At 63.8% G+C, this 26,192-nt stretch carries 26 protein-coding genes; 14 read left to right on the forward strand and 12 right to left on the reverse strand.

The genetic code is table 11. The features are described from left to right. The first annotated feature begins 11 nt into the window (after positions 1-11). A complete protein-coding gene (trmB, locus tag AC04SI_RS02195; RefSeq protein ID WP_404275273.1) occupies positions 12-713 on the forward strand; it encodes a tRNA (guanine(46)-N(7))-methyltransferase TrmB in 702 nt (233 codons plus the stop codon). Positions 714-774: 61 nt separating this feature from the next. Here the strand turns inward: trmB and AC04SI_RS02200 are convergent, their stop codons facing one another. Continuing rightward, positions 775-939, reverse strand: coding sequence for a hypothetical protein (locus tag AC04SI_RS02200; protein ID WP_404275274.1), 165 nt, complete (start codon positions 937-939; stop codon positions 775-777). 294 nt (positions 940-1,233) lie between these two features. On the opposite strand from AC04SI_RS02200, the gene rimP reads away from it, so the two are divergent. The 10 genes from rimP (at position 1,234) to AC04SI_RS02250 (ending at position 13,533) form a co-directional block, all read left to right on the forward strand. Then, a complete protein-coding gene (gene rimP, locus AC04SI_RS02205; protein WP_404275276.1) occupies positions 1,234-1,872 on the forward strand; it encodes a ribosome maturation factor RimP in 639 nt (212 codons plus the stop codon). A 47-nt stretch (positions 1,873-1,919) separates the two neighbouring features. Next, positions 1,920-3,515 (forward strand): transcription termination factor NusA, encoded by a 1,596-nt coding sequence (gene nusA / locus AC04SI_RS02210; protein ID WP_404275278.1) that lies wholly within the window; start codon positions 1,920-1,922, stop codon positions 3,513-3,515. A gap of 38 nt (positions 3,516-3,553) precedes the next feature. Continuing rightward, positions 3,554-4,204, forward strand: coding sequence for an RNA-binding protein (locus tag AC04SI_RS02215; protein WP_192179214.1), 651 nt, complete (start codon positions 3,554-3,556; stop codon positions 4,202-4,204). Further along, positions 4,201-6,771: a translation initiation factor IF-2 gene (gene infB, locus AC04SI_RS02220; RefSeq protein ID WP_006202925.1), complete on the forward strand. Its 2,571-nt coding sequence runs from the start codon at positions 4,201-4,203 to the stop codon at positions 6,769-6,771. The genes AC04SI_RS02215 and infB overlap by 4 nt, the downstream gene beginning before the upstream one ends. Positions 6,772-6,897: 126 nt before the next feature. Continuing rightward, positions 6,898-7,302, forward strand: a complete 405-nt coding sequence (rbfA, locus tag AC04SI_RS02225; protein WP_404275281.1) for a 30S ribosome-binding factor RbfA — start codon at positions 6,898-6,900, stop codon at positions 7,300-7,302. Continuing rightward, positions 7,302-8,282, forward strand: a complete 981-nt coding sequence (gene truB, locus AC04SI_RS02230) for a tRNA pseudouridine(55) synthase TruB (RefSeq protein ID WP_404275283.1) — start codon at positions 7,302-7,304, stop codon at positions 8,280-8,282. The genes rbfA and truB overlap by 1 nt, the downstream gene beginning before the upstream one ends. Before the next feature lie 45 nt (positions 8,283-8,327). After that, on the forward strand, positions 8,328-9,422 hold the full coding sequence (gene corA, locus AC04SI_RS02235) for a magnesium/cobalt transporter CorA (RefSeq protein WP_404275285.1): 1,095 nt from the start codon (positions 8,328-8,330) through the stop codon (positions 9,420-9,422). A 201-nt stretch (positions 9,423-9,623) separates the two neighbouring features. Then, complete coding sequence (gene rpsO, locus AC04SI_RS02240) at positions 9,624-9,893, forward strand: 30S ribosomal protein S15 (RefSeq protein WP_006202929.1); 270 nt, start codon at positions 9,624-9,626, stop codon at positions 9,891-9,893. A 409-nt stretch (positions 9,894-10,302) separates the two neighbouring features. Further along, positions 10,303-12,450, forward strand: a complete 2,148-nt coding sequence (pnp, locus tag AC04SI_RS02245) for a polyribonucleotide nucleotidyltransferase (RefSeq protein ID WP_006202930.1) — start codon at positions 10,303-10,305, stop codon at positions 12,448-12,450. Positions 12,451-12,519: 69 nt separating this feature from the next. Continuing rightward, a complete protein-coding gene (locus tag AC04SI_RS02250) occupies positions 12,520-13,533 on the forward strand; it encodes a class I SAM-dependent methyltransferase (RefSeq protein ID WP_404275291.1) in 1,014 nt (337 codons plus the stop codon). A gap of 15 nt (positions 13,534-13,548) precedes the next feature. Here the strand turns inward: AC04SI_RS02250 and AC04SI_RS02255 are convergent, their stop codons facing one another. From AC04SI_RS02255 to fabA, 4 genes are all read right to left on the reverse strand, one after another. After that, complete coding sequence (locus tag AC04SI_RS02255; RefSeq protein WP_488473846.1) at positions 13,549-15,096, reverse strand: putative bifunctional diguanylate cyclase/phosphodiesterase; 1,548 nt, start codon at positions 15,094-15,096, stop codon at positions 13,549-13,551. A 102-nt stretch (positions 15,097-15,198) separates the two neighbouring features. After that, positions 15,199-16,008, reverse strand: a complete 810-nt coding sequence (fabI, locus tag AC04SI_RS02260; RefSeq protein ID WP_404275294.1) for an enoyl-ACP reductase FabI — start codon at positions 16,006-16,008, stop codon at positions 15,199-15,201. A gap of 12 nt (positions 16,009-16,020) precedes the next feature. Continuing rightward, a complete protein-coding gene (gene fabB / locus AC04SI_RS02265; protein WP_404275295.1) occupies positions 16,021-17,241 on the reverse strand; it encodes a beta-ketoacyl-ACP synthase I in 1,221 nt (406 codons plus the stop codon). Between the two features lie 31 nt (positions 17,242-17,272). Continuing rightward, positions 17,273-17,791 carry a 3-hydroxyacyl-[acyl-carrier-protein] dehydratase FabA gene (gene fabA / locus AC04SI_RS02270; RefSeq protein WP_006202935.1) on the reverse strand — a complete coding sequence of 173 codons (519 nt, stop codon included), beginning with the start codon at positions 17,789-17,791 and terminating at the stop codon, positions 17,273-17,275. Between the two features lie 278 nt (positions 17,792-18,069). Between fabA and irrA the strand changes: the two genes are divergently transcribed. Together irrA and AC04SI_RS02280 are read left to right on the forward strand one after the other, a co-directional pair. Then, a complete protein-coding gene (irrA, locus tag AC04SI_RS02275) occupies positions 18,070-18,501 on the forward strand; it encodes an iron response transcriptional regulator IrrA (RefSeq protein ID WP_040582976.1) in 432 nt (143 codons plus the stop codon). A 10-nt stretch (positions 18,502-18,511) separates the two neighbouring features. Further along, positions 18,512-18,871: a DUF4260 domain-containing protein gene (locus AC04SI_RS02280; protein ID WP_404275298.1), complete on the forward strand. Its 360-nt coding sequence runs from the start codon at positions 18,512-18,514 to the stop codon at positions 18,869-18,871. Positions 18,872-18,952: 81 nt separating this feature from the next. Here AC04SI_RS02280 and AC04SI_RS02285 read toward each other — a convergent pair whose 3' ends face one another. Continuing rightward, entirely contained in the window at positions 18,953-19,510 is a 558-nt protein-coding gene (locus tag AC04SI_RS02285; protein ID WP_404275299.1) for an SH3 domain-containing protein, read from the reverse strand. 156 nt (positions 19,511-19,666) lie between these two features. Here AC04SI_RS02285 and AC04SI_RS02290 point away from each other — a divergent pair, with 156 nt between their 5' ends. Next, positions 19,667-20,668 carry a 2-hydroxyacid dehydrogenase gene (locus AC04SI_RS02290; RefSeq protein WP_404275301.1) on the forward strand — a complete coding sequence of 334 codons (1,002 nt, stop codon included), beginning with the start codon at positions 19,667-19,669 and terminating at the stop codon, positions 20,666-20,668. Here the strand turns inward: AC04SI_RS02290 and AC04SI_RS02295 are convergent. The 6 genes from AC04SI_RS02295 to dnaN all read right to left on the reverse strand — a co-directional run bounded on the left by AC04SI_RS02295 (position 20,658) and on the right by dnaN (position 25,996). After that, a complete protein-coding gene (locus tag AC04SI_RS02295) occupies positions 20,658-21,092 on the reverse strand; it encodes an aconitase X swivel domain-containing protein (RefSeq protein ID WP_404275302.1) in 435 nt (144 codons plus the stop codon). The two genes, AC04SI_RS02290 and AC04SI_RS02295, sit on opposite strands and share 11 nt — an antisense overlap. After that, complete coding sequence (locus tag AC04SI_RS02300; RefSeq protein WP_404275304.1) at positions 21,089-22,342, reverse strand: aconitase X; 1,254 nt, start codon at positions 22,340-22,342, stop codon at positions 21,089-21,091. Before AC04SI_RS02300 ends, AC04SI_RS02295 begins: the two co-directional genes overlap by 4 nt. Continuing rightward, the gene (locus tag AC04SI_RS02305) at positions 22,339-22,827 is read right to left on the reverse strand and encodes a GNAT family N-acetyltransferase (RefSeq protein ID WP_488473847.1); all 489 of its coding nucleotides are present in this window, start codon (positions 22,825-22,827) and stop codon (positions 22,339-22,341) included. Before AC04SI_RS02305 ends, AC04SI_RS02300 begins: the two co-directional genes overlap by 4 nt. A 4-nt stretch (positions 22,828-22,831) precedes the next feature. Beyond that, positions 22,832-23,587: a molybdopterin-synthase adenylyltransferase MoeB gene (locus tag AC04SI_RS02310; RefSeq protein WP_404275308.1), complete on the reverse strand. Its 756-nt coding sequence runs from the start codon at positions 23,585-23,587 to the stop codon at positions 22,832-22,834. Positions 23,588-23,618: 31 nt separating this feature from the next. Next, positions 23,619-24,779 carry a DNA replication/repair protein RecF gene (recF, locus tag AC04SI_RS02315; RefSeq protein WP_404275310.1) on the reverse strand — a complete coding sequence of 387 codons (1,161 nt, stop codon included), beginning with the start codon at positions 24,777-24,779 and terminating at the stop codon, positions 23,619-23,621. Positions 24,780-24,877: 98 nt separating this feature from the next. Next, positions 24,878-25,996 carry a DNA polymerase III subunit beta gene (dnaN, locus tag AC04SI_RS02320; RefSeq protein WP_404275312.1) on the reverse strand — a complete coding sequence of 373 codons (1,119 nt, stop codon included), beginning with the start codon at positions 25,994-25,996 and terminating at the stop codon, positions 24,878-24,880. Between the last annotated feature and the right edge of the window lie 196 nt (positions 25,997-26,192).

The following is a 26,192-nucleotide window of genomic DNA, read 5'->3' on the forward strand; positions in this document are numbered from 1 at the left end:
GGAACCCGTCCATGGATCCGAAAGGCAGGCCGAGCCGCGCGACCGAAGGGTTCTTCGGCCGCCGGCGTGGCAAGACCATTCGCCCGCAGCAGGCGGCGGCGCTGGAAAGCGGTCTCGGGACCTACGGTCTCGACCTGTCCGCCGAATCGCCTGACGAATTGCGCAAGCTGTTCAAGGCGGATGTCTCGGCGGTGCGGCTGGAAATCGGCTTCGGCGGCGGAGAGCATTTGCTGCATCGCGCCACGGAGGCCCCGGGGACCGGCTTCATTGGCGTCGAGCCGTTCGTCAACGGCATGGCCAAGCTGATGAAGGCGGTGAATGAAAAGCCGCTCGCCAATCTGCGCGTCCATGACGATGACGCCACGCGCCTGCTCGATTGGCTGCCGCAAGCCTCGCTCGACGGCATCGATCTTCTCTATCCCGACCCCTGGCCGAAGAAGAAGCACTGGAAGCGACGTTTCGTCGGTCCGTCCAATCTCGACCGTTTTGCCAAGGTACTGAAATCAGGCGGAAAATTCCGCTTTGCTTCCGACATCGACAGCTATGTGAACTGGACGCTGCTCAATTGCCGGGCGCATGGTGCGTTCGCCTGGCAGGCGCAGGACGCGGCCGACTGGCATCGGCCCTATGAGGGCTGGCCCGGAACGCGCTACGAAGCAAAGGCCATCCGCGAGGGCCGGCGGCCGGCCTATCTTACCTTTATCAGGAAATAGCTGCGCAAACGCGCGTTTGCGTCGAGGTTCAACGCCTCCCGCGCCAGACGCCAGTGTTATTTTAGAAGCGGCCGATCCTGTCGAAGGCGGCCGGATCGATACCCAGATTGCGCAAATCCCGGTCACGGGGCTTGCGGCCCGCCTGCACAGCATACGAGGCCGCAGCCGCGCTGCCGAATGCGGTAAAGAAGCCGCCTATGGCGGAAAACATCGGGCGATTGCTCATAGTCATATCCTTTCGCGCGCCACCGCGCGCCGGTCATATTTGTGCAATGCAACATAGATAGGCACGCGATGCCGGCAAACACAGGTGGATTACCGCATAGGCACCATGCGCCAGGTGCAACGCTGGCGCCGTTGCCGCAGCTTTGGCGCCCCCAGTATGGCGGACTTGAAACGCCGGCCGGGATCGTCTATATCAGCCTCAAATTCTTGGTCGGTATGACGAAGAGTGGGTCCACCCGGTCCCGCTCTTTTTTATTACCTGCCGGTCAGCCACCAATCGAACGACAGGGACCGAATGACTGCAACGGCAAGCGAAGGCGACGACCGCATCATCCGCGAAAGCGGTATCGATGCGCGCATCGCGCTGATCGTGCAGCCGGTGCTGCGCGGGATCGGCTTTCGCCTGGTGCGGGTGCATCTGTCGGGCCAGAACGGTCTTACGCTGCAGATCATGGCCGAGCGCGAGGACGGCACCATGACCGTCGAGGATTGCGAAGAGGTCAGCCGGGCCGTATCGCCGGCGCTCGATGTCGATGATCCGATCGAAAAGGCGTATCATCTGGAAGTGTCGTCGCCGGGCATCGACCGGCCGCTGGTGCGCAAATCGGATTTCGCGACATGGACCGGCCATCTGATCAAGATGGAGACCTCGGTCCTCGTCGCCGAACGCAAGCGCTTCAAGGGCAAGATCGCCGAAAGCGACGCCGATGGCGTGCTGATCGCGCGCGACAAGGCGGCCTATGGCGAGGAGCCGACGGTGCGCGTGCCCTACGATGCGATCGCCGATGCCCGGCTGGTGCTGACCGACGATCTCATCCGCGATGCCCTGTCGAAGGACAACAGGGCGCGTAAGGAAGCAAAAAAGCGCCGTGGCGAACCGGAAGACGCACCCGAGGGTGCGGACGCCGAAGACGGAACCGAACAGGACAATTGATTGAGCTGCCGGGCGAGAGGTCCGGCAACAAGCTCGGGAGAAAGACAATGGTTGTAAGCGCCAACAGACTTGAACTGCTGCAGATCGCCGACGCGGTCGCGCGTGAAAAGTCGATCGACAAGTCGATCGTCATCGCCGCCATGGCCGACGCCATCCAGAAGGCGGCGCGCTCGCGTTATGGCCAGGAGACAAACATCCGCGCCGACATCAACGCCAACACCGGCGAGATGAAGCTGCAGCGGCTGATGGAAGTGGTCGAGAAGGTCGACGATTACGCCACGCAGATCGCCATCTCCTCGGCGCGCGAGCGCAATCCCGACGCCCAGCTCGGCGATTTCATCGCCGAACAGCTGCCGCCGATGGATTTCGGCCGCATCGCCGCCCAGTCGGCCAAGCAGGTCATCGTCCAGAAGGTGCGCGAAGCCGAGCGCGACCGCCAGTATGACGAATACAAGGACCGCATCGGTGAGATCGTCAACGGCACCGTCAAGCGCGTCGAATACGGCAACGTCATCGTCGATCTCGGCCGTGGCGAGGCGATCATCCGCCGCGACGAGCTGATCCCGCGCGAGAACTACAAATATGGCGACCGCGTTCGCGCCTATGTCTACGACGTGCGCCGCGAGCAGCGCGGCCCGCAGATCTTCCTGTCGCGCACCCATCCGCAGTTCATGGCCAAGCTCTTCACCATGGAAGTGCCGGAAATCTACGACGGCATCATCGAGATCAAGTCGGTCGCCCGCGATCCGGGCTCGCGCGCCAAGATCGCCGTCATCTCGCGCGACTCGTCCATCGATCCGGTCGGCGCCTGCGTCGGCATGCGCGGCAGCCGCGTCCAGGCGGTGGTCGGCGAGTTGCAGGGCGAGAAGATCGACATCATTCCGTGGTCGCCCTCGGCCGCTTCCTTCATCGTCAACGCACTGCAGCCGGCCGAAGTCGCCAAGGTGGTGCTCGACGAGGATGCCGAGCGCATCGAGGTCGTGGTTCCGGACGACCAGCTGTCGCTGGCCATCGGCCGCCGCGGCCAGAACGTCCGTCTCGCTTCGCAGCTCACCGGCTGGGACATCGACATCCTGACCGAGCAGGAAGAGAGCGAGCGCCGCCAGAAGGAATTCGTCGAGCGTTCGGCGCTGTTCATGGAAGCCCTCGACGTCGACGAGATGGTCGGCCAGGTGCTTGCTTCCGAAGGTTTTACCAGCGTCGAGGAAGTGGCTTACGTCGATTCCGGCGAGATCGCCTCCATCGACGGCTTCGACGAGGACACCGCCTCGGAAATCCAGACCCGCGCCCGCGAGTATTTGGAGAAGATCGAGGCCGAGCACGACGACAAGCGCAAGGCGCTCGGCGTTGCCGACGAACTGCGCGAAATCCCGGGCATCACCACCGCCATGATGGTGACGCTCGGCGAGGACGGCGTGAAGACGATCGAGGATTTCGCCGGCTATGCCGCCGACGACCTGACCGGCTGGAAGGAACGCAAGGACGGCGAGACCAAGGTCTATCCAGGCGTGCTCGCCAATCACGGCGTTTCGCGCGCCGATGCCGAGCAGATGGTTCTGGCTGCCCGCCTCAAGGCCGGCTGGATCACCGAGGACAAGCTTGCCGCGCAGGAAGCGCCGGCTGACGAAACCGTCGGTGCGTGAGGTGAAACCGCATCGCACAGAACCCGCCCTTGGACGAGATGAACGATCGCACCTGCATCGTCACCCGCAGGCAGGCCGAACCGGATGAGCTGATCCGGTTCGTCGTCGGCCCGGATTCGGCCGTCGTTCCGGACATCAAGAGAAATCTACCCGGCCGCGGTTGCTGGGTCAGCGCCGAGCGCCTACATGTCGACAAGGCAGCGGCGAAGAACCTGTTTGCCCGCGCCTTCAAGGCGCAGGTGACCGTTCCCGCCGATCTCGGCGGCATGGTCGACGGGCTGCTTTCCAGATCCGCTCTGGGAATGCTCGGCCTTGCCCGCAAGGCAGGCGCAATCGCGCTCGGAGCCACCAAGGTGGAGAGCGCCGTGCGCTCAGGGCTGGCGCTTTTCGTGCTCCACGCGACTGAAGCGTCCGACGATGGCGTGCGCAAGATCAGCCAGGCGCGGCGGGCAACCGTACATCTCGGCGGCCCCGCCATCCTTGCCTACAAACTTTTCCCCGAGGCCGAGTTGAGCTTGGCATTGGGGGGTACAAATGTGATACATGCTGCCGTTCTCGCGCAAGACGCGGGCAGGGCGGTCCAGAGGCGCATGGTTGCGCTCGACCGGTATCGGGGCGGTTCCCCGGACGATCTGGCAATGCTTGCGGCCGTTGCTGACGAAGATGATGCCGCAGAGGATATGGAATGAGCGATACGAAATCGGGCGACGACAAGACGTTGAGCGTTACGCCGAAGAAGACCTTGACGCTGAAGCGGCCCGGCATGGAGCAGAGCACCGTGCGCCAGAACTTCTCGCACGGCCGCACCAAGGCGGTCGTCGTCGAGACCAAGAAGCGCAAGTTCTCGCTGCCCGGCGACAAGCCGGAGCCGGCCGCCGCTCCCGTGTCCGTCTTCACGCCGAAGCCCACTGTTGCGGCCGCGCCCGTCGTGCAGGAAGCGCCCAAGGCGCCGCCGCCTCCGCCGCCGGTCGAGCGCAGCGGCATGGTGCTGAACGAATTGTCGCGTGGCGAGATGGAAGCCCGCCGCAGGGCTCTCGAAGGCTCCAAGGTCCGTGAGGTCGAAGACCGCCAGCGTGCCCAGGAAGAGGCCAAGCGCCGCGCCGAGGATGAAGAGCGCCGCAAGCGCGAGCGCGAGGAATCAGCGCGCCGCCAGGCCGAGGAAGAAGCGCGGCTGCAGACGGAGGCCGAATCCCGGCGCCGCGCCGAAGAAGAGGCACGCCGTCGCGCCCCGCTAGCCGCCGAACTGGCGACAGTCGACGACGATGAGGACGTCAAGCCGAAGCGCACTGGCGCCGGCGCCCCCGTGCGCCGTCCGGTCACGCCCGAAGTGGCGCGTCCGGCCAAGCCCACCAAGGGCGAGGAAGACCGCCGCCGCGGCAAGCTGACCCTCAACACGGCGCTTTCCGACGAGGATGCGCGCGCCCGCTCGCTGTCGTCGATGCGTCGCCGCCAGGAAAAATTCAAGCGCGCGATGCACAATGAGCCGCGCGAGAAGGTTATGCGCGAAGTGATCTTGCCCGAAACCATCACCATCCAGGAACTGGCGCAGCGCATGTCCGAGCGCGCGGTCGATGTGGTCAAGTTCTTCATGAAGCAGGGCCAGATCATGAAGCCGGGCGACGTCATCGACGCCGACACGGCCGAACTGGTCGCCACCGAATTCGGCCATACGGTTCGCCGCGTCGCCGAGTCCGACATCGAGGAAGGCCTGTTCAACATCGCCGACAATGCCGAGGACCTGGTGTCGCGTCCGCCGGTGGTGACGATCATGGGCCATGTCGACCACGGCAAGACCTCGCTGCTCGATGCCATCCGCAACGCCAACGTCGTCTCCGGCGAGGCCGGCGGCATCACTCAGCATATCGGCGCCTACCAGGTCGAGAAGAACGGTCAGAAGATCACCTTCATCGACACGCCCGGCCACGCCGCCTTCACGGCGATGCGCGCCCGTGGCGCCCAGGCGACCGACATCGCCGTGCTGGTGGTGGCGGCCGACGACAGTGTCATGCCGCAGACGATCGAATCGATCAGCCATGCCAAGGCGGCCGGTGTCCCGATCATCGTGGCGATCAACAAGATCGACAAGCATGATGCCGACCCGCAAAAGGTGCGTTCGGAACTGCTGCGCCACGAGGTCTTCGTCGAATCCATGGGCGGCGAGGTGCTGGACGTCGAAGTGTCGGCCACCAAGGGCACCAATCTCGACAAGCTGCTCGAAGCGATCCTGCTGCAGGCCGAAATCCTCGACCTGAAGGCCAATCCGGACCGCACCGCCGAAGGCGTCGTCATCGAAGCCCAGCTCGACAAGGGCCGCGGTCCCGTCGCCACGGTGTTGGTGCAGACCGGCACGCTGATGCCGGGTGACATCCTGGTTGCCGGCAACGAATGGGGCCGGGTGCGCGCGCTGGTCAACGACCGTGGCGAGCATGTCAAGGAAGCACCGCCGGCGATGCCGGTCGAGGTGCTTGGCCTCCAGGGCACGCCGCAGGCCGGCGACCGCTTCGCGGTGGTAAACAACGAGGCGCGCGCTCGCGAGATCACCGAGTATCGCCAGCGCCTGGCGCGCGAGAAGGCGGTGGCCAAGCATGCCGGCCAGCGCGGCTCGCTCGAACAGATGATGTCGCAACTGCAGACGAGCGGGCTGAAGGAATTCCCGCTGGTCATCAAGGGCGACGTGCAGGGTTCGATCGAAGCGATCAACGCCGCGCTCGACAAGCTCGGCACCGACGAGGTGCGCGCACGCATCGTCCATGCCGGCGCCGGCGCCATCACCGAAAGCGACGTGTCGCTGGCGGAAACCTCGGGTGCCGCGATCATCGGCTTCAACGTCCGCGCCAATGTGCAGGCGCGCGCCGCGGCCGCTGCGGCAGGCATCGAGATCCGCTACTACTCGATCATCTACAATCTCGTGGATGACGTGAAGGCGGCGCTCTCCGGCCTGCTCTCACCCGAGCGTCGCGAGACCTTCATCGGCAATGCCGAGATCCTCGAGATCTTCGACATCACCAAGGTGGGCAAGATCGCTGGCTGCCGTGTCACCGAAGGCAAGGTCGAGCGTGGTGCGGGTGTGCGCCTGATCCGCGACAACGTCGTCATCCACGAAGGCACGCTGAAGACCCTGAAGCGCTTCAAGGACGAGGTTTCGGAAGTGCCGGGCGGCCAGGAGTGTGGCATGGCCTTCCAGAACTACGAGGACATGCGCGTCGGCGACGTCATCGAGTGCTTCCGTGTCGAGATGGTGACCCGGACGCTCTGAGTTCGTATACTGTCGATACGACCGGGCGGTGGTCGAAAGGCCGCCGCCCAAGCCGTATTGAGAAAGCCTTATTGAGACATGCGGTGCGGTCCCATCCCGCGCTTCACGATTTCAGGATTGAGAAAAATGCCCCGTTCAACCACATCAGGTCCATCCCAGCGCATGCTGCGCGTCGGCGAGCAGGTGCGCCATGCCCTGTCCGAAACCTTGCAGCGCGGCGAGATCATCGATCCGCTGATCGAAAATGCCGTGGTCTCGGTGTCGGAAGTGCGCATGTCGCCCGATCTGAAGATCGCCACCGCCTTCGTCTCGCCGCTCGGCGTCAAAAACACCGACGCGGTGGTCGAGGCGCTCAACAAACATGCGAAATTCGTTCGTGGCCGTGTCTCGGGCGCGCTGCGGCAGATGAAGTACATGCCGGAATTCCGCTTCCGGCTCGATACGTCTTTCGACAATTTCGCCAGGATCAACGACCTCTTGAAATCGCCCGAAGTGGCGCGCGATCTCGACAACGACAAGGACGAGAAATAATGGGGCGCCGCGGCAAGAAGAAGGGCCGGCCGGTCTCCGGCTGGCTGGTGCTGGACAAGCCGGTCGGCATGGGTTCGACCGAAGCCGTCTCCAAGATCAAGTGGCTGTTCCAGGCCGAAAAGGCCGGCCATGCCGGCACGCTCGATCCGCTCGCCTCCGGCATGCTGCCGATCGCGCTCGGCGAAGCCACCAAGACCGTGCCTTATGTCCAGGACGGCGCCAAGATCTATCGCTTCACCGTCGCCTGGGGTGACGAACGCTCGACCGACGACCTCGAAGGCCCGGTGACCAACAGTTCGGACAAGCGTCCCGCCGAGACCGAAGTAAGAGCGCTGCTGCCGAAATACACCGGTGTCATCATGCAGATACCGCCACAGTTCTCGGCCATCAAGATCGCGGGCGAGCGGGCATACGATCTCGCCCGCGACGGCGAGACGGTCGATATACCCGCGCGGGAGATCGAGATCGGACGTTTGGACGTCATCGAGCACAGTGGCGAGCGAACCATTTTCGAAGTCGAATGCGGCAAGGGCACCTATGTCCGGTCGCTGGCCCGCGACATGGGCCGCGACCTCGGCTGTTTCGGCCATATCGCCGAATTGCGCCGGGTCGAGGTCGAGCCGTTCACGCAGGAGGACTTCATCACCATCGCCGAGCTTGAGGCAGCGCGTTTCGGCGAACAGGGCGATGAGGGTTCGGATACGACCGATGATGCATCCGACGCTGTCGATCTGCCGGTCGACTTCACGGCCATCGATGCGCTGCTGGTCGACACGTCAGCCGCGCTCGATTGCCTGCCGCAGGTCGCCATCAGCGACGATGCGGCGGTGAAAATCCGGCTCGGCAATCCGGTCATCATTCGCGGCCGCGACGCGCCTGTGGAGGCCGAGGAAGCCTGCGCCACGGCGCGCGGCAGGCTGGTTGCCATCGGCGCCATCGAACAGGGCATGTTCAAGCCCAAGCGGGTCTTTGCCGGGTGACGGCACTCAGCTAGTTTCGGCTCGACATTACGCTTGAGGGGGCACATGGCAAAAGCTGAGACGGTCAGGAAGCGGGCGCCGCTGAAAACAAGGCGGCCGCCGGTCGGCGCCTCGCCGGGAACGCTGATCGCCGATCCGTCGGCGCGGCGCAGCGAACTCAGGCTGACCCTTATGTCGCCGGAGAAATTCGAGACCATCGAAAATGCCAGCATCGACGACCTCAACACGCATTGCGACCGCTGGCCAGTCATCTGGCTGGATTGCACCGGCCTTGCCAACATCCCGCTGATCGAGGAGATCGGCCGCATTTTCAGCCTGCATCCGCTGGCACTGGAGGACGTCGTCAACACCGGCCAGCGGCCGAAGGTGGATTTCTTTGAGGATCACGCCTTCGTTGTCGTGCGCATGATCGACGACGTCACGGCGCATCGCTACGAACAGATCGCCGTCTTCTTCGGCAAGAATTTCGTCATCACCTTCCAGGAGCGCGAGGGCGACCCGTTCAATCCCGTGCGCAAGCGCATCGAAAGCTCGATGCCCAACCGGCTGCGCTCGCGTGGCGCCGATTATCTCGCATATGCGTTGATCGACGCTATCGTCGACAGCTATTTCCCACCGATCGAGGCGGCCGGCGAACAGGTAGACAGCATCGAGGACCAGATGCTGAACATGCCGCACAAGCACCAGATGCGGCAGCTGCATGAGTTGCGCCGCGACGCCAATGTGCTGAAGGGCGTGCTGTGGCCGATGCGCGACGCGCTGGCGACGATGATCCGCAACGACGTGCCCTATGTGAAGGCGGAAACCAAGATCTTCCTCAACGACACGCTCGACCATTCGCTGCGGCTCATCGAACTGGTCGAGACCCAGCGCGACATGCTGACCGGCCTGATCGAGATGCATCTGTCGCTGAGCCAGGCGCGCACCAACGACGTCATCTCCTATCTCACTATCGTCTCGGTGATCTTCATGCCGCTCACCTTCCTGGTCGGCGTCTGGGGCATGAATTTCGACCCTGACAGCTCGCCGTGGAACATGCCGGAGCTGAAGTCCCAGTACGGCTATCCAGCTTCACTGTTGTTCATGGCGCTTGTTGCTGTCGGGCTTGTCGCCTTCTTCAAATGGAAGAAGTGGCTTTAAAGCCATTTCGGCCGCGGAATTCTTGATTTTCCTAACAAGAGCCTGCGACAAGCCGGCTTGTGAATTAGGCTGGTGTTTTTGTCGGAATTGCCCTATATGCGCCGCAGCTTCGCGCCCTGACGCGTTGCTTGCACCGGCCCCTGCTGGACGACATCCCGGCTGAGGGCGTCCCGTTTCCTCGAACAGATAAGGAAAAACACGATGTCGATTACTGCTGAGCGCAAACAGGAATTGATGGGTGAATTCGCAACCGCCAAGGGCGATACCGGGTCTCCGGAAGTCCAGGTGGCCATCCTTTCCGAGCGCATCAAGAACCTGACCGACCACTTCAAGGACCACAAGAAGGATAACCATTCCCGTCGTGGTCTGCTCGCTCTCGTCTCCCAGCGCCGCAGCCTGCTTGATTATCTCAAGCGCAAGGATGACGCGCGCTATCAGACGCTGATCGAGAAGCTCGGTCTGCGCCGTTGACGAATTGACCGGCGGGCTTTCTTCGGAGAGCCCGCCGGTCGCGCATTGGAGCATCGGGTCAATCCAGTACTCCAACGCAAGGAATGGAGCGCCGTGCATCCCCCTTTGGACGCGCAAAAGGACGCTCCGAAAAGTTTGAATTTGCGCGTGATGCTTCCCGAGATTTTCGGAGTCAGGCGCAAGGCCGGTCGGATCGATTGGCCAGACCCGGTTTCGAAAGTGCAGAGGGCCATTCGGAACCGCCCATGGACGGTCATGGGGCAGGATTGCAGGATGCTCGTGCGGCCACCGTGCCGATTGACCCGAGCTTCCCGTTGTCTTGCCCGTGGCTGCCCGAGAAAGGAAGCCAGGCAAGGGCATACGCGCACCGTGAAACGGCGCGGCCCTTTCCGCATACAAAGGACAAGATATGTTCAATCACCACAAAGTGGAAATCGAATGGGGCGGCCGTCCGCTCGTTCTGGAGACCGGCAAGATCGCGCGCCAGGCTGACGGCGCGGTGCTGGCCACCTACGGCGAAACCAAGGTTCTCGCCACCGTCGTCTCGATGAAGGAGCCGAAGCCCGGCCTCGACTTCTTCCCGCTGACCGTCAACTACCAGGAAAAGACCTATGCCGCCGGCAAGATCCCGGGCGGCTACTTCAAGCGCGAAGGCCGTCCGAGCGAGAAGGAGACGCTGGTTTCCCGCCTGATCGACCGCCCGATCCGCCCGCTCTTCGCCGATGGCTACAAGAACGACACGCAGATCGTCGTCACCGTCGTCCAGCATGATCTCGAGAACGATCCGGACATCCTGTCGATAGTGGCCACCTCGGCCGCGCTGACGCTCTCCGGCGTCCCCTTCATGGGCCCGATCGGCGGTGCCCGCGTCGGCTACATCAACGGCGAATACGTGCTCAACCCGCATGTCGACGAGATGCAGGAATCCAAGCTCGACCTAGTCGTCGCCGGCACCACTGATGCCGTGCTGATGGTCGAGTCCGAAGCCAAGGAGCTTGGCGAGGATCTGATGCTCGGCGCCGTCATGTTCGGCCACAAGGGCTTCCAGCCGGTGATCGACGCGATCATCAAGCTGGCCGAAGTCGCCGCCAAGGACCCGCGCGACTTCACTGCGCCGGACTATTCGGCGCTCGAGGGCGAGATGCTGAAGATCGTCGAAAACGAGCTTCGCGACGCCTACAAGATCACCGACAAGCAGAAGCGCTACGCTGCCGTCGACGCCGTCAAGGCGAAGGTCAAGGCCGCGTTCACGCCGGCTGAAGGCGAAGACGCCAAGTACACATCCGAGCAGATCGGCAGCGTGTTCAAGGAGCTCCAGGCCAAGGTCGTGCGCTGGAACATCCTCGACACCGGCTCGCGCATCGACGGCCGCGATTTGAAGACGGTCCGCAAGATCGTCTCGGAAGTCGGCGTCCTGCCGCGCACCCATGGGTCGGCGCTGTTCACCCGCGGCGAGACCCAGGCGCTGGTCGTCGCCACGCTCGGCACGGGCGAGGACGAGCAGTATGTCGATTCGCTGACCGGCATGTACAAGGAGAAGTTCCTCCTGCACTACAACTTCCCTCCCTATTCCGTCGGTGAAACCGGCCGCATGGGTTCGCCGGGCCGCCGCGAAATCGGCCACGGCAAGCTCGCCTGGCGCGCCATCCGCCCGATGCTGCCGACCGCTGATCAGTTCCCCTACACGCTGCGCGTCGTCTCGGAGATCACCGAGTCCAACGGCTCGTCGTCGATGGCCACCGTGTGCGGCACCTCGCTGGCGCTGATGGATGCCGGCGTTCCGCTGGCAAAGCCGGTCGCCGGCATTGCCATGGGCCTGATCAAGGAAGGCGAGCGCTTCGCGGTGCTCTCCGACATCCTTGGCGACGAGGATCACCTCGGCGACATGGACTTCAAGGTCGCCGGCACCGCCAACGGCATCACCTCGCTGCAGATGGACATCAAGATCGACGGCATCACCGAAGAGATCATGCAGATCGCGCTCGGCCAGGCCAAGGACGGTCGTTTGCATATCCTCGGCGAAATGGCTCATGCGCTGTCCGGCGCGCGTGCCGAGCTCGGCGAATTCGCGCCGCGCATCGAGGTCATGCACATCCCGACCGACAAGATCCGCGACGTCATCGGCTCCGGCGGCAAGGTCATCCGCGAGATCGTCGAAAAGACTGGCGCCAAGATCAACATCGAGGATGACGGCACGGTCAAGATCGCTTCCTCCAACGCCAAGGAGATCGAGGCGGCGAAGAAGTGGATCCACACCATCGTCGCCGAGCCGGAAGTCGGCGAGATCTACGAAGGCACGGTCGTCAAGACCGCCGACTTCGGCGCTTTCGTCAACTTCTTCGGCCCGCGTGACGGCCTCGTCCACATCTCGCAGCTGGCCAACGATCGCGTCGCCAAGACCTCCGACGTCGTCAAGGAAGGCGACAAGGTCTGGGTCAAGCTGATGGGCTTCGACGAGCGCGGCAAGGTTCGCCTGTCGATGAAGGTCGTCGACCAGGCCACCGGCAAGGAAATCGTCCGCGACAAGAAGGCCGAAGGCGAAGAAAACGCCGCCTGATCGGCCTGACGATAGAGTTGAAGCGGGCGCGGCTTAAGTCGCGCCCGTTTTCTTTTACGGGGCACCAGAATGGCCGCAGAACCGCTGAAGACGCTGTTCCATCCCTATGAGGTCGACGCCGTCGCCCTGCCGCGTAAGGACGCCCGTGTCCTTTTTCTCGGCGCCGAACCCGGTTCCCGCTTGCCTTCGGGCTTCGATGCAGGGCTTCACCTCGTGCAGGGCTTCCGGCCGCATTTCCGCGCCCTGCAGGCGTCGGGCTTCAAAGTCACGCCGCAAGCCGAAGGTGCCGGCTTCGACGCCGCACTGGTGCTTGCCGGGCGTCATCGCGGGCAAAACGAATTGCGCATTGCCGAGGCGATCGAACGTGTCGCCCCGGGCGGATCGATCATCGTCGCCGGCGGCAAGGAGGACGGTATTGCCAGCCTGCGCAAGCGCATCGACGAGCTTGTGCTGCTTGACGGCCATCTGCCGAAACATCACGGCATCGCCTTCTGGTTTGCCCGACCGGCCGACACCGGGGCCGCGTCAGTCCTTCGCGCCGCCAATCCCGACCTTGTGGTGGAAGGCCGCTTTCGCACCGTGCCCGGCATGTTCTCATTCGATAAGATTGATGCTGGTTCGAAATTGCTGGTGGACAACCTGCCCCACGATCTGCGTGGCAGCATTGCTGATTTCTGCACCGGCTGGGGCTATGTGGCAGCTGAAGTCGCGGCGCGCTCGTCCGGCATATCCAGCCTCGATCTCTTCGAGGCGGACTTCGCCTCGCTCGAGGCAGCGAAGGGCAATATCGGCAACACGGCAGCCGAGACACATTTCTTCTGGACCGACCTGCTCAGCGAGCCTGTCGAACGCCGCTATGACGCGATCGTCATGAATCCGCCCTTTCATCGCAGCCGGGCTGCCGAGCCGGAGATCGGCGCCGGCATGATCCACGCAGCGGCCAAGGCGCTGAAGCCGGGCGGCAAGCTGTTCATGGTGGCGAACCGGCAGCTTCCCTACGAACCGGTGCTGGCGAAGGCGTTTTCAAGCCATGCGGAGATCGCCCGCGACGGCATGTTCAAGGTTTTCTCGGCGCGCCGGTGACTGGCACGTTTTGGCTTAATGCACGCTGACGATGCGCGCTTCGCTCTTGACGTGGATGACCTGCGCCTCTGGCCCGATCTTGAGCGGCGCCGGCCGGCCGAACAGATAGCCTTGCACCACCTCGCAGCCGGCCGCCCTGAGCAGCGTCGCCTGGCTCTCGGTTTCGACACCTTCAGCGATGATGCCGACGCCGAGCGCCCGCGAGAGCCCGACGATTGTCGAGACGACGGCACCCGAGTTGGAGTCCGTGTCGATGCGGCTGACGAAGGAGCGGTCGATCTTCAGCTTGTCAAATGAGAAATCGATCAGGTAGCTCAGATTGGAATAGCCGGTGCCGAAATCGTCGACGGCGACCGAGATGCCCATGTCGGCGAGCTCGCGCAGGATGAGGGCGGCGCGCTCGCGGTCCTGCATCATCGCCGTCTCGGTGACTTCCAGCTCCAGCCGCGACGGCTTGATGCCGGTGCTTGCCATTGTCTCGCGCACGATGCCGACAAAATCCTTGGTCATGAACTGGACCGGCGAGATGTTGACGGCGACGAAGCAGTCCTCGGGCAGATGGCGGGCGTCGTTGCACGCCTTGCGCAGCACCCACTCGCCGATCGGATTGATCATGCCGGTTTCTTCCGCGATCGGGATGAACTCCATCGGCGGGATCATGCCGCGCTCCGGGTGCTTCCAGCGGATCAGCGCCTCGTAGCCGATGATGCGGCCGCTCGGCAGGTCGAGCTGCGGCTGGTAGTGGAGGTCGAAATCGCCCCGCTCGAATGCGGTGTGCAGCTCGCCTTCGATCCACTGCCGATGGTCGGCGACCCGACCCATGTCGGCATGGAAGACCGACCAGTTGCCCACCCCTCCGGCGCGTGCGTTCTGCAGCGCCAAATTGGAGCGGCGCAGCACCAGGACAGGATCGACGCCGTCCTTCGGCATGGCCACGATGCCGACCGACAGGCTGACCGATTGCAGATGGGTATCGAGCTGGTAGGGCTCCATCATCTCGTCGATGAGCTTCTCGATGATCCGTTCCACGGATCCCTTGAGTTCGCGATCCGGCAACAGGACCGCGAACTCGCCGGCGCCGATGCGCCCGATCACCGCGCCTTCAGGCATGCTGGTCTTCAATCGCTGGGAAAAGGCGCGGATCAGCTCGTCACCGTGGCTGTAGCCGATCGCGTCGTTGATTTGCTTGAAGCGGTCGATGTCGATGTCGATCAGAAACACTGGTTCGCCGCTGCGGATCGTCGCCGCTGCCGCGTCCGCGATCTTGCCGACCATGGCTGGGCGCGTCAGCAGGCCGGTCAGCTTGTCGAAATTGGTTTCGTTGAAGACGTAGTCCACCGATTCATCGACACCGGCGAAGAACGACAGCGAGGCCCCCGCGGCGGCCAGCGCGCCAAGTGTGGCCATGACGGCGACCATCGTCGAGGCCGGCATGCCGGCAAGACCATCGCCGAAACCGAACTTCAGGCCCCAGATACCGAGGATGAAACCGCCCAAGCCCGAGCTGGCGATGGTGATCAGCCGGAACAACGGTGTGCGCTTCGGGTTGCTGACAGCAGGCATGCGGGTCCCTAAGTTACGGGACTTCTAGCGGATATCCCCTTAAAATGGGTTTCCGCCATTGCGTCCAATTTTACGGACAGGAATTATTCTTCCGATCGCAGACTATTCCCGAACGTCGCTCTGCTTCAGCTCGTCGAGCGTCGGCATGGAAACGATGTGATAGCCGGAATCGACATAGTGAATTTCGCCGGTGACGCCGGAAGACAGATCGGACAGCAGGTAAAGAGCTGAACCGCCGACCTCGCCGATGGTCACCGTGCGGCGCAGCGGCGAATTGCGCTGCTGGTAGGAAAACATGTGGCGCGCGTCCGAGATCCCGGCGCCGGCCAGCGTCCGGACTGGTCCCGCCGATATGCCGTTCACCCGAATCCCGCGCGGACCGTAGTCGTTGGCGAGATAGCGCACGCTCGCCTCCAGGCCGGCCTTGGCGACGCCCATGACATTGTAGTTGGGCATGACCCGGACCGAGCCGGCGTAGGTCAGCGTGATCATCGAGCCGCCGTCCTTCATCAGCGCGGCGGCATGCCGGGCGATCTCGGTGAAGGAATAGCAGGAGATGACCATGGTGCGGACGAAATTGTCGCGGCTGGTGTCGGCATAAAGCCCCTTCAACTCGTTCTTGTCGGAAAAGCCGATGGCATGGACGACGAAGTCGAGACCGCCCCATTCCTTGCCGAGCGCCTCGAAGGTGGCAGCGACCGAAGCGCTGTCTTCGACATCGCAGGGCACGACCAGCGACGCGCCAAGCCTGTCGGCGAGCGGCTTGACCCGGCGGCCAAAGGCGTCGCCCTGATAGGTGAAGGCGAGTTCTGCGCCGTGCTCGGACAATTTCTGGGCGATGCCCCAGGCGATCGAATGATCGTTGGCGACACCCATGACAAGCCCGCGCTTGCCCTTCATCAATCCGTCCATGGCTGGCAATCCTTATGCGGAATAGCGCTGGAAAATCAGCGTTGCGTTGGTGCCACCGAAACCGAACGAATTGGACAAAACGGTGTCGATCCTGGCGTTGTCGATGCGCTTGCGTACGATCGGCATGCCCTCGAATTCGGGATCGAGTTCTTCGATATGGGCGCTCTCGCCGATGAAGCCGCCCTGCATCATCAGGATCGAGTAGATCGATTCCTGTACGCCGGCCGCGCCCAGCGAATGGCCGGTCAGCGACTTGGTCGAGGTGATGAAAGGCATCTTGTCGCCGAACACTTCGCGGATGGCGCCCATCTCCTTGGAATCGCCGACCGGCGTCGAAGTGCCATGCGTGTTAATGTAGTCGACCGGCGAGGAAACCGTGGCCAGCGCCTGGCGCATACAGCGCACCGCGCCTTCGCCCGAGGGCGCCACCATGTCGTAGCCGTCCGAAGTTGCGCCATAGCCGACGATCTCGGCATAGATCTTGGCGCCGCGCGCCTTGGCGTGCTCGAGTTCTTCCAGCACCAGCACGCCGGCGCCGCCGGCGATGACGAAACCGTCGCGATTGACGTCATAGGCACGTGAAGCGGCCGACGCCCTGTCGTTGAACTTCGACGACATGGCGCCCATGGCATCGAACAGGTCCGACATCGTCCAGTCGAGGTCTTCGTGACCGCCGGCAAAGACCATGTCCTGCTTGCCCCACTGGATCAGCTCGTAGCCATTGCCGATGCAGTGCGCCGAGGTGGAGCAGGCGGACGAGATCGAATAGTTGACGCCGTGGATCTTGAACCAGGTGGCGAGCGTCGCCGATGCGGTCGACGACATCGCCTTTGGCACAGCGAACGGGCCGATGCGCTTGGGGCTGCCGTTCTTGAGCGTCGTTTCGGCCGCCTCGACGATGGTGCGTGTCGATGGTCCGCCCGAGCCCATGACGATGCCGGTGCGCTCATTGGTGATGTCGCTCTCGCCGAGGCCCGCATCCGCGATCGCCTGGTCCATGGCGACGTGGTTCCATGCCGCGCCCTGCGACAGGAAGCGCATGGCGCGCCGGTCGATCATGGCCGACGGGTCGAGCGACGGGGCGCCCCAGACCTGGCAGCGGAAGCCGTGTTCGGCGAATGAATCCGAGAAGCTGATGCCGGACTTGGCATCATGGAGCGAGGCCTGCACCTCATTGGCATTGTTGCCGATCGACGACACGATGCCGAGGCCTGTCACTACGACCCGTCTCATGGGCTGCTCCTTCCAAAGTGTCTGGTGGCGATCAGGCGACCGCCGACTGCTTTGACAGACCCACTTTTAGGTCCGTTGCCGCGTATATGGGTTCGCCGTCCGCCTTGAGCCAGCCATCGGCGATGCCGAGCACCAGCCGCCCGCGCATCACGCGTTTGAAATCGATACCGTACTCGACCTTCTTGACCGACGGCGTCACCATGCCTTTGAACTTGACCTCACCGGTCGACAGCGCCATCCCCTTGCCGGGCTCGCCGAGCCAGCCGAGGTAGAAGCCGGTCAGCTGCCACATCGCATCGAGGCCGAGGCAGCCTGGCATGATCGGGTTGCCGATGAAATGGCAGGCGAAAAACCATAGGTCCGGCTTGATGTCGAATTCGGCGCGAATGAAGCCCTTGTCGAACGCGCCGCCGGTTTCGCTGATCTCGGTGATGCGGTCGAACATCAGCATCGGCGGATAGGGCAGCTGCGCATTTCCCGGTCCGAACAGCTCGCCGCGGGCGCAGGCAAGCAGTTCCTCGTAATCGTAGCTGGACTTCGAACCTGCCATCAATTTCGTCCCCGTGATCGTCCTGGGCGGCAGGGCGCCCTTTGTCGTTGGTTTCCTAACACAGTCTGTTTATGGCCGGAAACCGGCGTCTGCGCTTAACCCGCCCGCCTGCCGGGGTCAATGCGCACCGGGATATCTGCGCGCATCGCGCATGTTGCTCTATTGATCGAATTCGGCCGACAGAATATATGTCAGGAGCTGTCCAGTTTCGGCCGATGCCGTTTTTTCGCCATTCTGGGCGGGTTTTTGGGGCCGAACCGCGAGTTTCGACGGATAGGATGGATCAGGGCTGCCGGAAGGATAATGTCGCTGTGGACAAGCGGGTTCGCGAAGCCGGTCTAAGGCCGACACGCCAGCGTATCGCGCTGGCCGATCTGCTTTTCGCCAAGGGCGATCGCCATCTGTCGGCCGAAGAACTGCACGAAGAGGCGATCGCCGCCGGCGTGCCGGTGTCGCTTGCCACTGTCTACAATGCCCTTCACCAGTTCACCCAGGCGGGCCTGCTGCGCATCCTGGCCGTCGAGGGCTCGAAGACCTATTTCGACACCAACACCTCCGATCACCATCATTTCTATATCGAAGGCGAAAACCGTATCTTCGATATCGCCAGCGGTCCGGTGACGGTTTCCAATCTGCCCGACCCGCCGGAGGGCATGGAGATCGCCAATGTCGACATCGTGGTGAGGCTGCGCCCGAAGCGCCGCGATTGATCCGCGCTCGATGAGACCAGTCGATCTGGCAATCCGGCTCGAATGGGTTGCCGTTGCAGGGGTTGCGCTCGTTCTCTACGCGATGGCCGGTGTCTCGTGGTGGCTGTTTGCCTTGCTCATCCTGGCGCCGGACCTGTCGATGCTGGGCTATCTCGCCGGGCCGCGCGTCGGTGCTGTCGCCTACAACGCGCTGCACATCCTGATCGTCCCGCTGCTGCTGGCGCTTGCCGGCTACGTCTTTGCCAATCCGATGGCGACCGCGATCGCCCTGACCTGGGTCATCCACATCGCCGTCGACCGCGCGCTGGGTTACGGCCTCAAACTGTCGAGCGGTTTTCAGGACACCCATCTCGGCCGCATCGGGCGCTAGACCATGATCCCGAAAAGTGGAAACCGGTTTTTGCTACGCTGACCTACGGTTCGGATACGAACATGGTCCAGACAAGAAACCTCAGTTCTTGACGTGTTCGCCCGGATAGGCGCCCCAGACGACCGATTGGGGGAGCCAGCCGGTGTGGCCGTCGAAGGTCATTTCGCACCACTGGCCGTCGCAAGTCTTGATCGACCCCATGACGCCCGGCTCGATGATGGCCACCACGCTGGCGTCCTTGTCCTTGTCGTCAAGCAGGTTGATTCGGCCGCCCTTGCCGCGTTGCCAGGGCGCGACGATCGCCGTGCGGCGGCCAGACAGCAGCGACTGGTTGATCCAGCCTTCCGAACCGTCGGCATCGCGCACGCGGCGCCAGGTATCGAATTCCTGGATGATTTCCATCGGCAGCCCGGCCTTCATGTACATCCAGTTCACGGAGTAGTTGGCGCCGGGGCCGACGCGCGCGTTGACGCGACCCGATTTCAGGCTGACGAAACGCGGCAGCGGCAGGCCGCTCGGCCCGAGCGTGATCGTCTGCGCGGGGGCCGCGGCGCTGTGCGCCACCGTTTGCGGGGAACAAAGGAGGGCGCCAAGGACTGCTGCGCTGAAGGCCAGGCGGAGCGACGCGAAACCAGACACTTTCATTCCTTTCGGCGCTTGCCCGTCGGCACCGGCGCCCCTTTTTCTTTGTCTTCGGCGGCACCGCTTGTTACAGAGTGGCTGGCACCGCGACCGGCTTCGATTTTCGCCTGTCTTGGTTAAAGAGGTCTCAACGAGATCGGGTTCGAGGAAACAATGGCAGGCAAGAAAAGGCCCCTCGTCGTCATCACGCGCAAGCTGCCCGACCCGGTCGAAACCCGCATGCGCGAACTGTTCGACGCAAGGCTGAATGTCGAGGACAGGCCGATGACGCAGCCCGAGCTGGTCGCGGCGATCAAGGAGGCCGACGTCCTAGTGCCGACGATCACCGACAATATCGACGCGGCGCTGATCGCCCAGGCCGGCGACAATCTCAAGCTGATCGCCAATTTCGGCAACGGCGTCGACAAGATCGACGTGGAGGCGGCGGCCAAGAAGGGCATCACCGTCACCAACACGCCGAACGTGCTGACCGAGGACACGGCCGACATGACCATGGCGCTGATGCTGGCGGTGCCGCGGCGCCTGGCGGAAGGCGCCAATGTGCTGACCAGCGACAAGAAATGGGCTGGCTGGTCGCCGACCTGGATGCTCGGCCGCCGCATCTGGGGCAAACGGCTCGGCATCGTCGGCATGGGCCGCATCGGCACCGCCGTCGCCAGGCGCGCCAAGGCCTTCGGCCTGTCGATCCACTATCACAACCGCCACCGCGTGCTGCCGGCGGTGGAAGACGAGTTGGAGGCGACCTATTGGGAAAGCCTCGACCAGATGCTGGCCCGCATGGACATCATCTCGGTCAACTGCCCGTCGACGCCGGCAACCTTCCATCTGCTGTCGGCGCGGCGGCTGGCGCTGATGCAGCCGTCGGCCTACATCGTCAATACCGCGCGCGGCGACATCATCGACGAGGAATCGCTGATCAAGCTGATCCATGACGGCAAGATCGCCGGCGCCGCGCTCGACGTCTACGAGCACGAGCCGGCGCTGAACAGCAAACTTCTGAAGCTCGCGGCCAAGGGCAAGGTCGTACTCTTGCCGCATATGGGCTCGGCGACGCTCGAGGGCCGCATCGACATGGGCGAGAAGGTGATCATCAACATCCGCGCCTTCTTTGACGGCCACCGCCCGCCGGACCGTGTGCTGCCGCTCAGGACATAGACTCACGCTGTTGGGTGGCGATGGCGAGCGCGCCGTCGTCGGTGACTGTTACCGTGCTTCCGCGATAGGCGTCGAAGACATCGCGCCCGAGCCGCAACGCCATCGGCGTCTCCCAGCCCATTTCCCTGGCCACGATCAGCCCGAGCAGCAGGATCGCGTCGGGTTCGTGCAGCACAAGTGCCGCTGGTGCATGGCCGTTGTGGACGAGTTCCAGCAGCACGGCCGAAGCCGAGGACGAGCCGATCGTGCCCGGCAGGAACAGCACCCGTCCCGCAAGATTTTCGCCGTGCTGCGGATGGCGGACATCGGCGATTCGGCCGCTCTTCGGATCGACGCCGCCCCAGAAGCTGATCGGCGCCGTCAGCACCAGGGCCTCGCCCTTGCCGGCTCGACCCGGCACCAGGATTTCGGCAAGCGCGCTCATGCGGCGATATCCGTAAATACCGGCTTACCGAGCACAGCACTTTCGACGCAATCGGCCAAGGAGCCGTAAAGCACGGCGTAGCCGGTATTGCCCGGCGCGTAATGTGCGAACTTTCCGGAGTTGGTCATCAATATACCTCCGGCAAGCTCGGGCATGATCGGCGTCACCACCACACAGGTATCGGCCACGATGACGACACCGCTTGCTTCGAGCATCTTGCGCCGCCCGTTCTGTTCGAGCGACGAAAGCACATGGCGCCCGGTGCAGGCATAAATCGGCACGCTGAGCCGCCGTCCGGCGATCAGCCGCTCCAGCATGTCGAACTCGCTAAGCGACAGATGCGGGCTGCCGATCGCCACAGCATCGATGGTCTTCGCCGCCGTCGCCGTCGACAAGCCAGCACGGGCCTTCGCCGCCATCTCCGGCGTGACACGAACGACCGTTTCCGGTGCCGCGCCGTCCAGAATGGTCAAAAGATCGGGCGCCTCGGGCGTCACGCCGGCAATGTGGAAAAGGCCGACCGCGCCGGATGAGGCGGCAGCCGCGCCGAACGCCTTCAGCGCGTCTTCCCCCGGATGACGCTGGACGCCGGTGACGACGCCGATTGTATTGCCGACTTCGCGGCCATAGAGGCTGCCCAGCACCGGCCAGGCGATCTCGGAGCCAAGGAACGATGCGGAGAGCTCCGTGACATCGAACACCAGCCGCGCCCGCCGGTTCTCGGCCCGGTGCAGGCCATAGTCCGGCGCGCGGCCCGATATGGCGCAAGCGATGTCGAGGAAATCGCCATAGCGGTTGGTGCGCGCGCCGAGCACCGAATTGCAGAACACCACGGCGTTGGATTCGCCCCAGGCGACATCGCTGCCCAGCGCCGGCCGATGCCCGGCCTGGTAAGGGGCGCAGGTCCAGCTCTGCTCGCAGCCGAGCCTGCGGTAGGCCTCCATCATCCGCCGCGCCATGCCGCGCGCCGGCTCCTCGAGGCGGATGCGCGAGCAGCCCATCAGGTCAAGCGCCCCGACATTGAGCGTCGAGCGCACGGAAACCCGGGCTCCGCCCTCGACCAGCCTCTCTGCGAACAGAGTGCCGGAATCGCCGTGATAGAGCGCCCCGTCTATATGCGCGGAGGCGATCGGGATCAGCCGTGGCGCGCCGAGCAGGCGGGCGCTGTCGGCAACGATGCGCATCGCCATCGCCGCACCGTCCTTGCCGTAGGCGATCGCCTGTTCTTCCGGACTGAGGGCGAGGCTCACGAAAGCACCTTGCGCATGGTGATCGAAGTCGGCCGGTCATAGCCCGTATGCGCCGTGCGTCCGGTCTCGCGAAAGCCGAGCCGGGAGAAGGCGGCGTGATTTCCGCTGAGTTCGACGCGTGTCTGCAACTCGATGGCGCACCTGCCGAGGCTCAGCGCAAGACCCTCGGCAGCCTGCATCAGCCGCCTGCCGATGCCTTGTCCTTCAAGGCCAGGCTCGACGGCGAGCTTGCCGACATAGAAATCATCAGCCCGCTCCAGAACGAAAACGCAGCCGACGATCCGGTCGGCCTCGAGCGCCAAAAAACCCGTCTCGTGCCGGGCCTTGTCCTTCAGCCTTTCGGCGGTCAGCAGATGCGCCGAGGATGGCGGATCGATGATGCCGTCCATGTAGGCGAAGGCGCGCAGGATCAGCTTGAGCACATCGTCCCAGCAGTCGAAATCGGGCCTAATCTGTGTGACGAAGTCGCTCGGTGGCCGGTCCATGCGGTCAGTTTCTCTTGTAGCGAATGGTGTCGAAGCGCGCCGACAGCGCATCGTAAAGCAGCAGCCGGCCGACCAGGGGCTCACCAATGCCGGTGATCAGCTTGATAGCCTCCATCGCCTGCAGCGTGCCGATGACGCCGGTCAGCGCGCCGACCACGCCGGCCACCGCACAGGACGGCACCAGTCCCGGCGGCGGCGCCTCTGGGAAGAGATCGCGATAGCTCGGGTTCGGCCTGCCGTCCGCACCGGTCTCGAACGGCTTCAGCACCGTCAGCGAACCGTCGAAGCGGCCGACGGCGGCGTGCACTAGCGGCCGCTTTTGCGCGGCACAGGCATCGGCGACGGCATAACGCGTCTCGAAATTGTCGGAGCCGTCGACAGCGATGTCATAGCCGGCGACAAGGGCAGGGGCGTTGTCAGCCGTCAGTCTGAGTCTGTGCAGTTCCACCGCGACATTGGGATTGATGCGCGCGATGGCCGCCTTGGCGCTGTCGGTTTTTGCCATCCCGATCATGTCGGTGCCGTGGATCACCTGCCGTTGCAGGTTCGACAGCGAGACGTCGTCGTCGTCGACGATGCCGAGCGTGCCGACGCCGGCGGCGGCGAGATATTCCAGCACCGGCGCTCCCAGTCCGCCGGCGCCAACGACCAGCACGCGAGCCCGCTTCAGTCTCTGCTGGCCGGCACCGCCGATCTCGGGCAGCACGATATGGCGCGCATAGCGTTCGAGCTCTTCGTCGGAAAGGGCGATTGCGGTCATTGCGGGACCATATAGCGGCGCAAAAACCTTGTCAGGGGGCTTCGGTTGGCCCAACCGTGCCGTGATCGACTGTCAGGAACTGCGCGCGTCCAGCGAGACTGGAAAACAGCGCCGCATCGGTTCCGGTCATGAAGGCCTGGCAGTTGAGCTCTTCCAGGATCGAAAACAGCGCCGCACGCCGGCCGCTGTCGAGATGCGCCGCGATCTCGTCGAGCAGCAGGATCGGCGTCATGCCCGACATCTCGCCGGTCAGCCTTGCATGTGAAAGCACGATGCCGACCAGCAGCGCCTTCTGCTCGCCGGTCGAGCAAAGTTCGGCCGGCATCGCCTTGGGCCGGTGCCGCACGACGAGGTCGGAACGGTGCGGACCTTCAAGCGTGCGCCCGGCGGCGCGATCGCGCTCGCGGCCGCCGGCAAGCGTTGCGCGGAACCGCTCCTCGACATCGACGGCAGGCGTGGTGGCCACCTGCTCCTCCAGTTCGCCGGAGAGGCCGATGTCTGCCTGCGGGAACGGGCCGCTATCGGGCAGCCGGTCGATCATGGCGGCGAGCAGGCGCACCAGTTCAGCCCTGGCGGCGGCGATCGCCACGCCGGTCTCGGCCATCTGCGTCTCGATCGCATCGAACCAGGCGCCATCGCGCGATCCTTCCGTAAGCAAACGATTACGGCCGCGCATGGCCTTTTCATAGTCGAGCGCGCGCTGGCCATGCCCGGGGTCGATCGCCAACACCAGCCGGTCGAGAAAGCGCCGGCGGTCGGCGGTCGGCCCCGGGAACAGGCCGTCCATCGCTGGCGTCAGCCAGATGACGCGCAGCCATTCCAGCATATCCTCGGCCGATCGTGCGGCCGCGCCATTGATCCGCACCCGTCTGCCGCCTTCGCCGGCATTGTCGCCGCCGGCGATGCCGGTGCCGATTTCAACCTCGCCTTCCGCCCCTTCGATCCGGGCGTGCAGGGCAAAGCCGCCATCGCCACCTTCGCGCGCCACGTCGGCATAAGGTGCGCGGCGCAGGCCGCGGCCGGGCGTCAGCAGCGAGACCGCTTCCAGGAGATTGGTCTTTCCGGCGCCATTGTCGCCGGAAAGCACCACGGCGCCTGGCGCGAGGTCGATCGACAGCGCCGCATAATTGCGGAAGTTGGTAAGTGTTAGCTTACTTATATGAGTTTGCTTTTGAAACTGTTTGGCGGTCACGGCAACAAAATGGCGTGCTGGTCTCCACCCCCCTTGATGAGCAGGAGATGTCCGGCACGACGAAGAAGGGTGATTTCTCGCATAGGCCTCGTTCGGGCCTACACCCGCATCGGCATCAGCACGTAAAGCGCGGTTTCGTCGGCCATGTCGTGGATCAGCGTCGGCGATCCGGCATCCGCCAGCATGAATTTCGCTTCCGTACCGGTCAATTGCGCGGCTACGTCGAGCAGATATTTGGCGTTGAAGCCGATCTCGATCGGATCGGACGAATAGTCGGCCGCCAGTTCCTCGGTGGCGCTGCCCGAATCCGGATTGTTGACGGCAAGCGTGACTTGGCCTTCGGTGATCGAAAGCTTCACCGCCCGGCCACGCTCGGACGAAATGGTCGAGACGCGATCGACGGCGGCGGCGAAGGTCTGGCGGTCGATGATCAGCTTCTTGTCATTGCCGGTCGGAATGACGCGCTGGTAGTCGGGGAAGGTGCCGTCGATCAGCTTCGAGGTCAAAACGACGCTGCCGATGGTGAAGCGGATCTTGGTATCCGACAATTCGGTGGTCACGGCGACATCCGGATCGTCGACCAGCTTCTGCAACTCGCTGACCGTCTTGCGCGGGATGATGATGCCGGGCATACCCTCGGAGCCTGCCGGCGCGTCGATCTCGGCGCGCGCCAGGCGATGGCCGTCGGTGGCGACCGAGCGCAGCTTCAGCTTGCCGCCGGCCTCATGCGTGTGCAGGTAGATGCCGTTCAGATAGTAGCGCGTCTCTTCGGTCGAGATGGCGAACTGCGTCTTCTCGATCAAGCCCTTCAAACCGACCGAATCGAGCCGGAAGATATGCGAGAAGGAGCCGGCCGAGAGTTCCGGGAAATCGGACTGCGGCAGGCATTGCAGGCGGAAGCTCGAACGGCCCGACGTCACCGTCATGGCGTTGCCGTCCTCGTCGGTTTTCAGCATCACCTCCGCCCCTTCGGCGAGCTTGCGCACGATGTCATAGAGCAGATGCGCCGGAACCGTCGTCGCCCCGCCGCGCTCGACCTTGGCGGGCGTGGCTTCGGTCACCTCGAGGTCGAGGTCGGTCGCCTTCATTTCAAGGCTGGCGCCTTCGGCGCTGAGCAGCACGTTGGACAGGATCGGTATGGTGTTGCGTCGTTCGACCACGCGGTGAACGTGGTTGAGCGACTTCAGGAGATTTGACCGTTCCAGGATAACACGCATGACGAAACAGGCTCGCTTGAATGGATGAGCGGGTCTCCGGCTGGCGGCGCCCCGCGAAAGGTCTGAACAGGCTCAGAATCTGCGTAAGCTGACAGGAAAAAGCCTGCAAACGCAAGCCCGCGCCACCGGTTCAGGCCGGTTACGCGGGCTTTCTGGGGATAAAGCCGGCACGGCGCGCCAGCCGGCCTTTCCCACC

It is taken from the genome of Mesorhizobium sp. CNPSo 4689 (genome assembly GCF_057784325.1).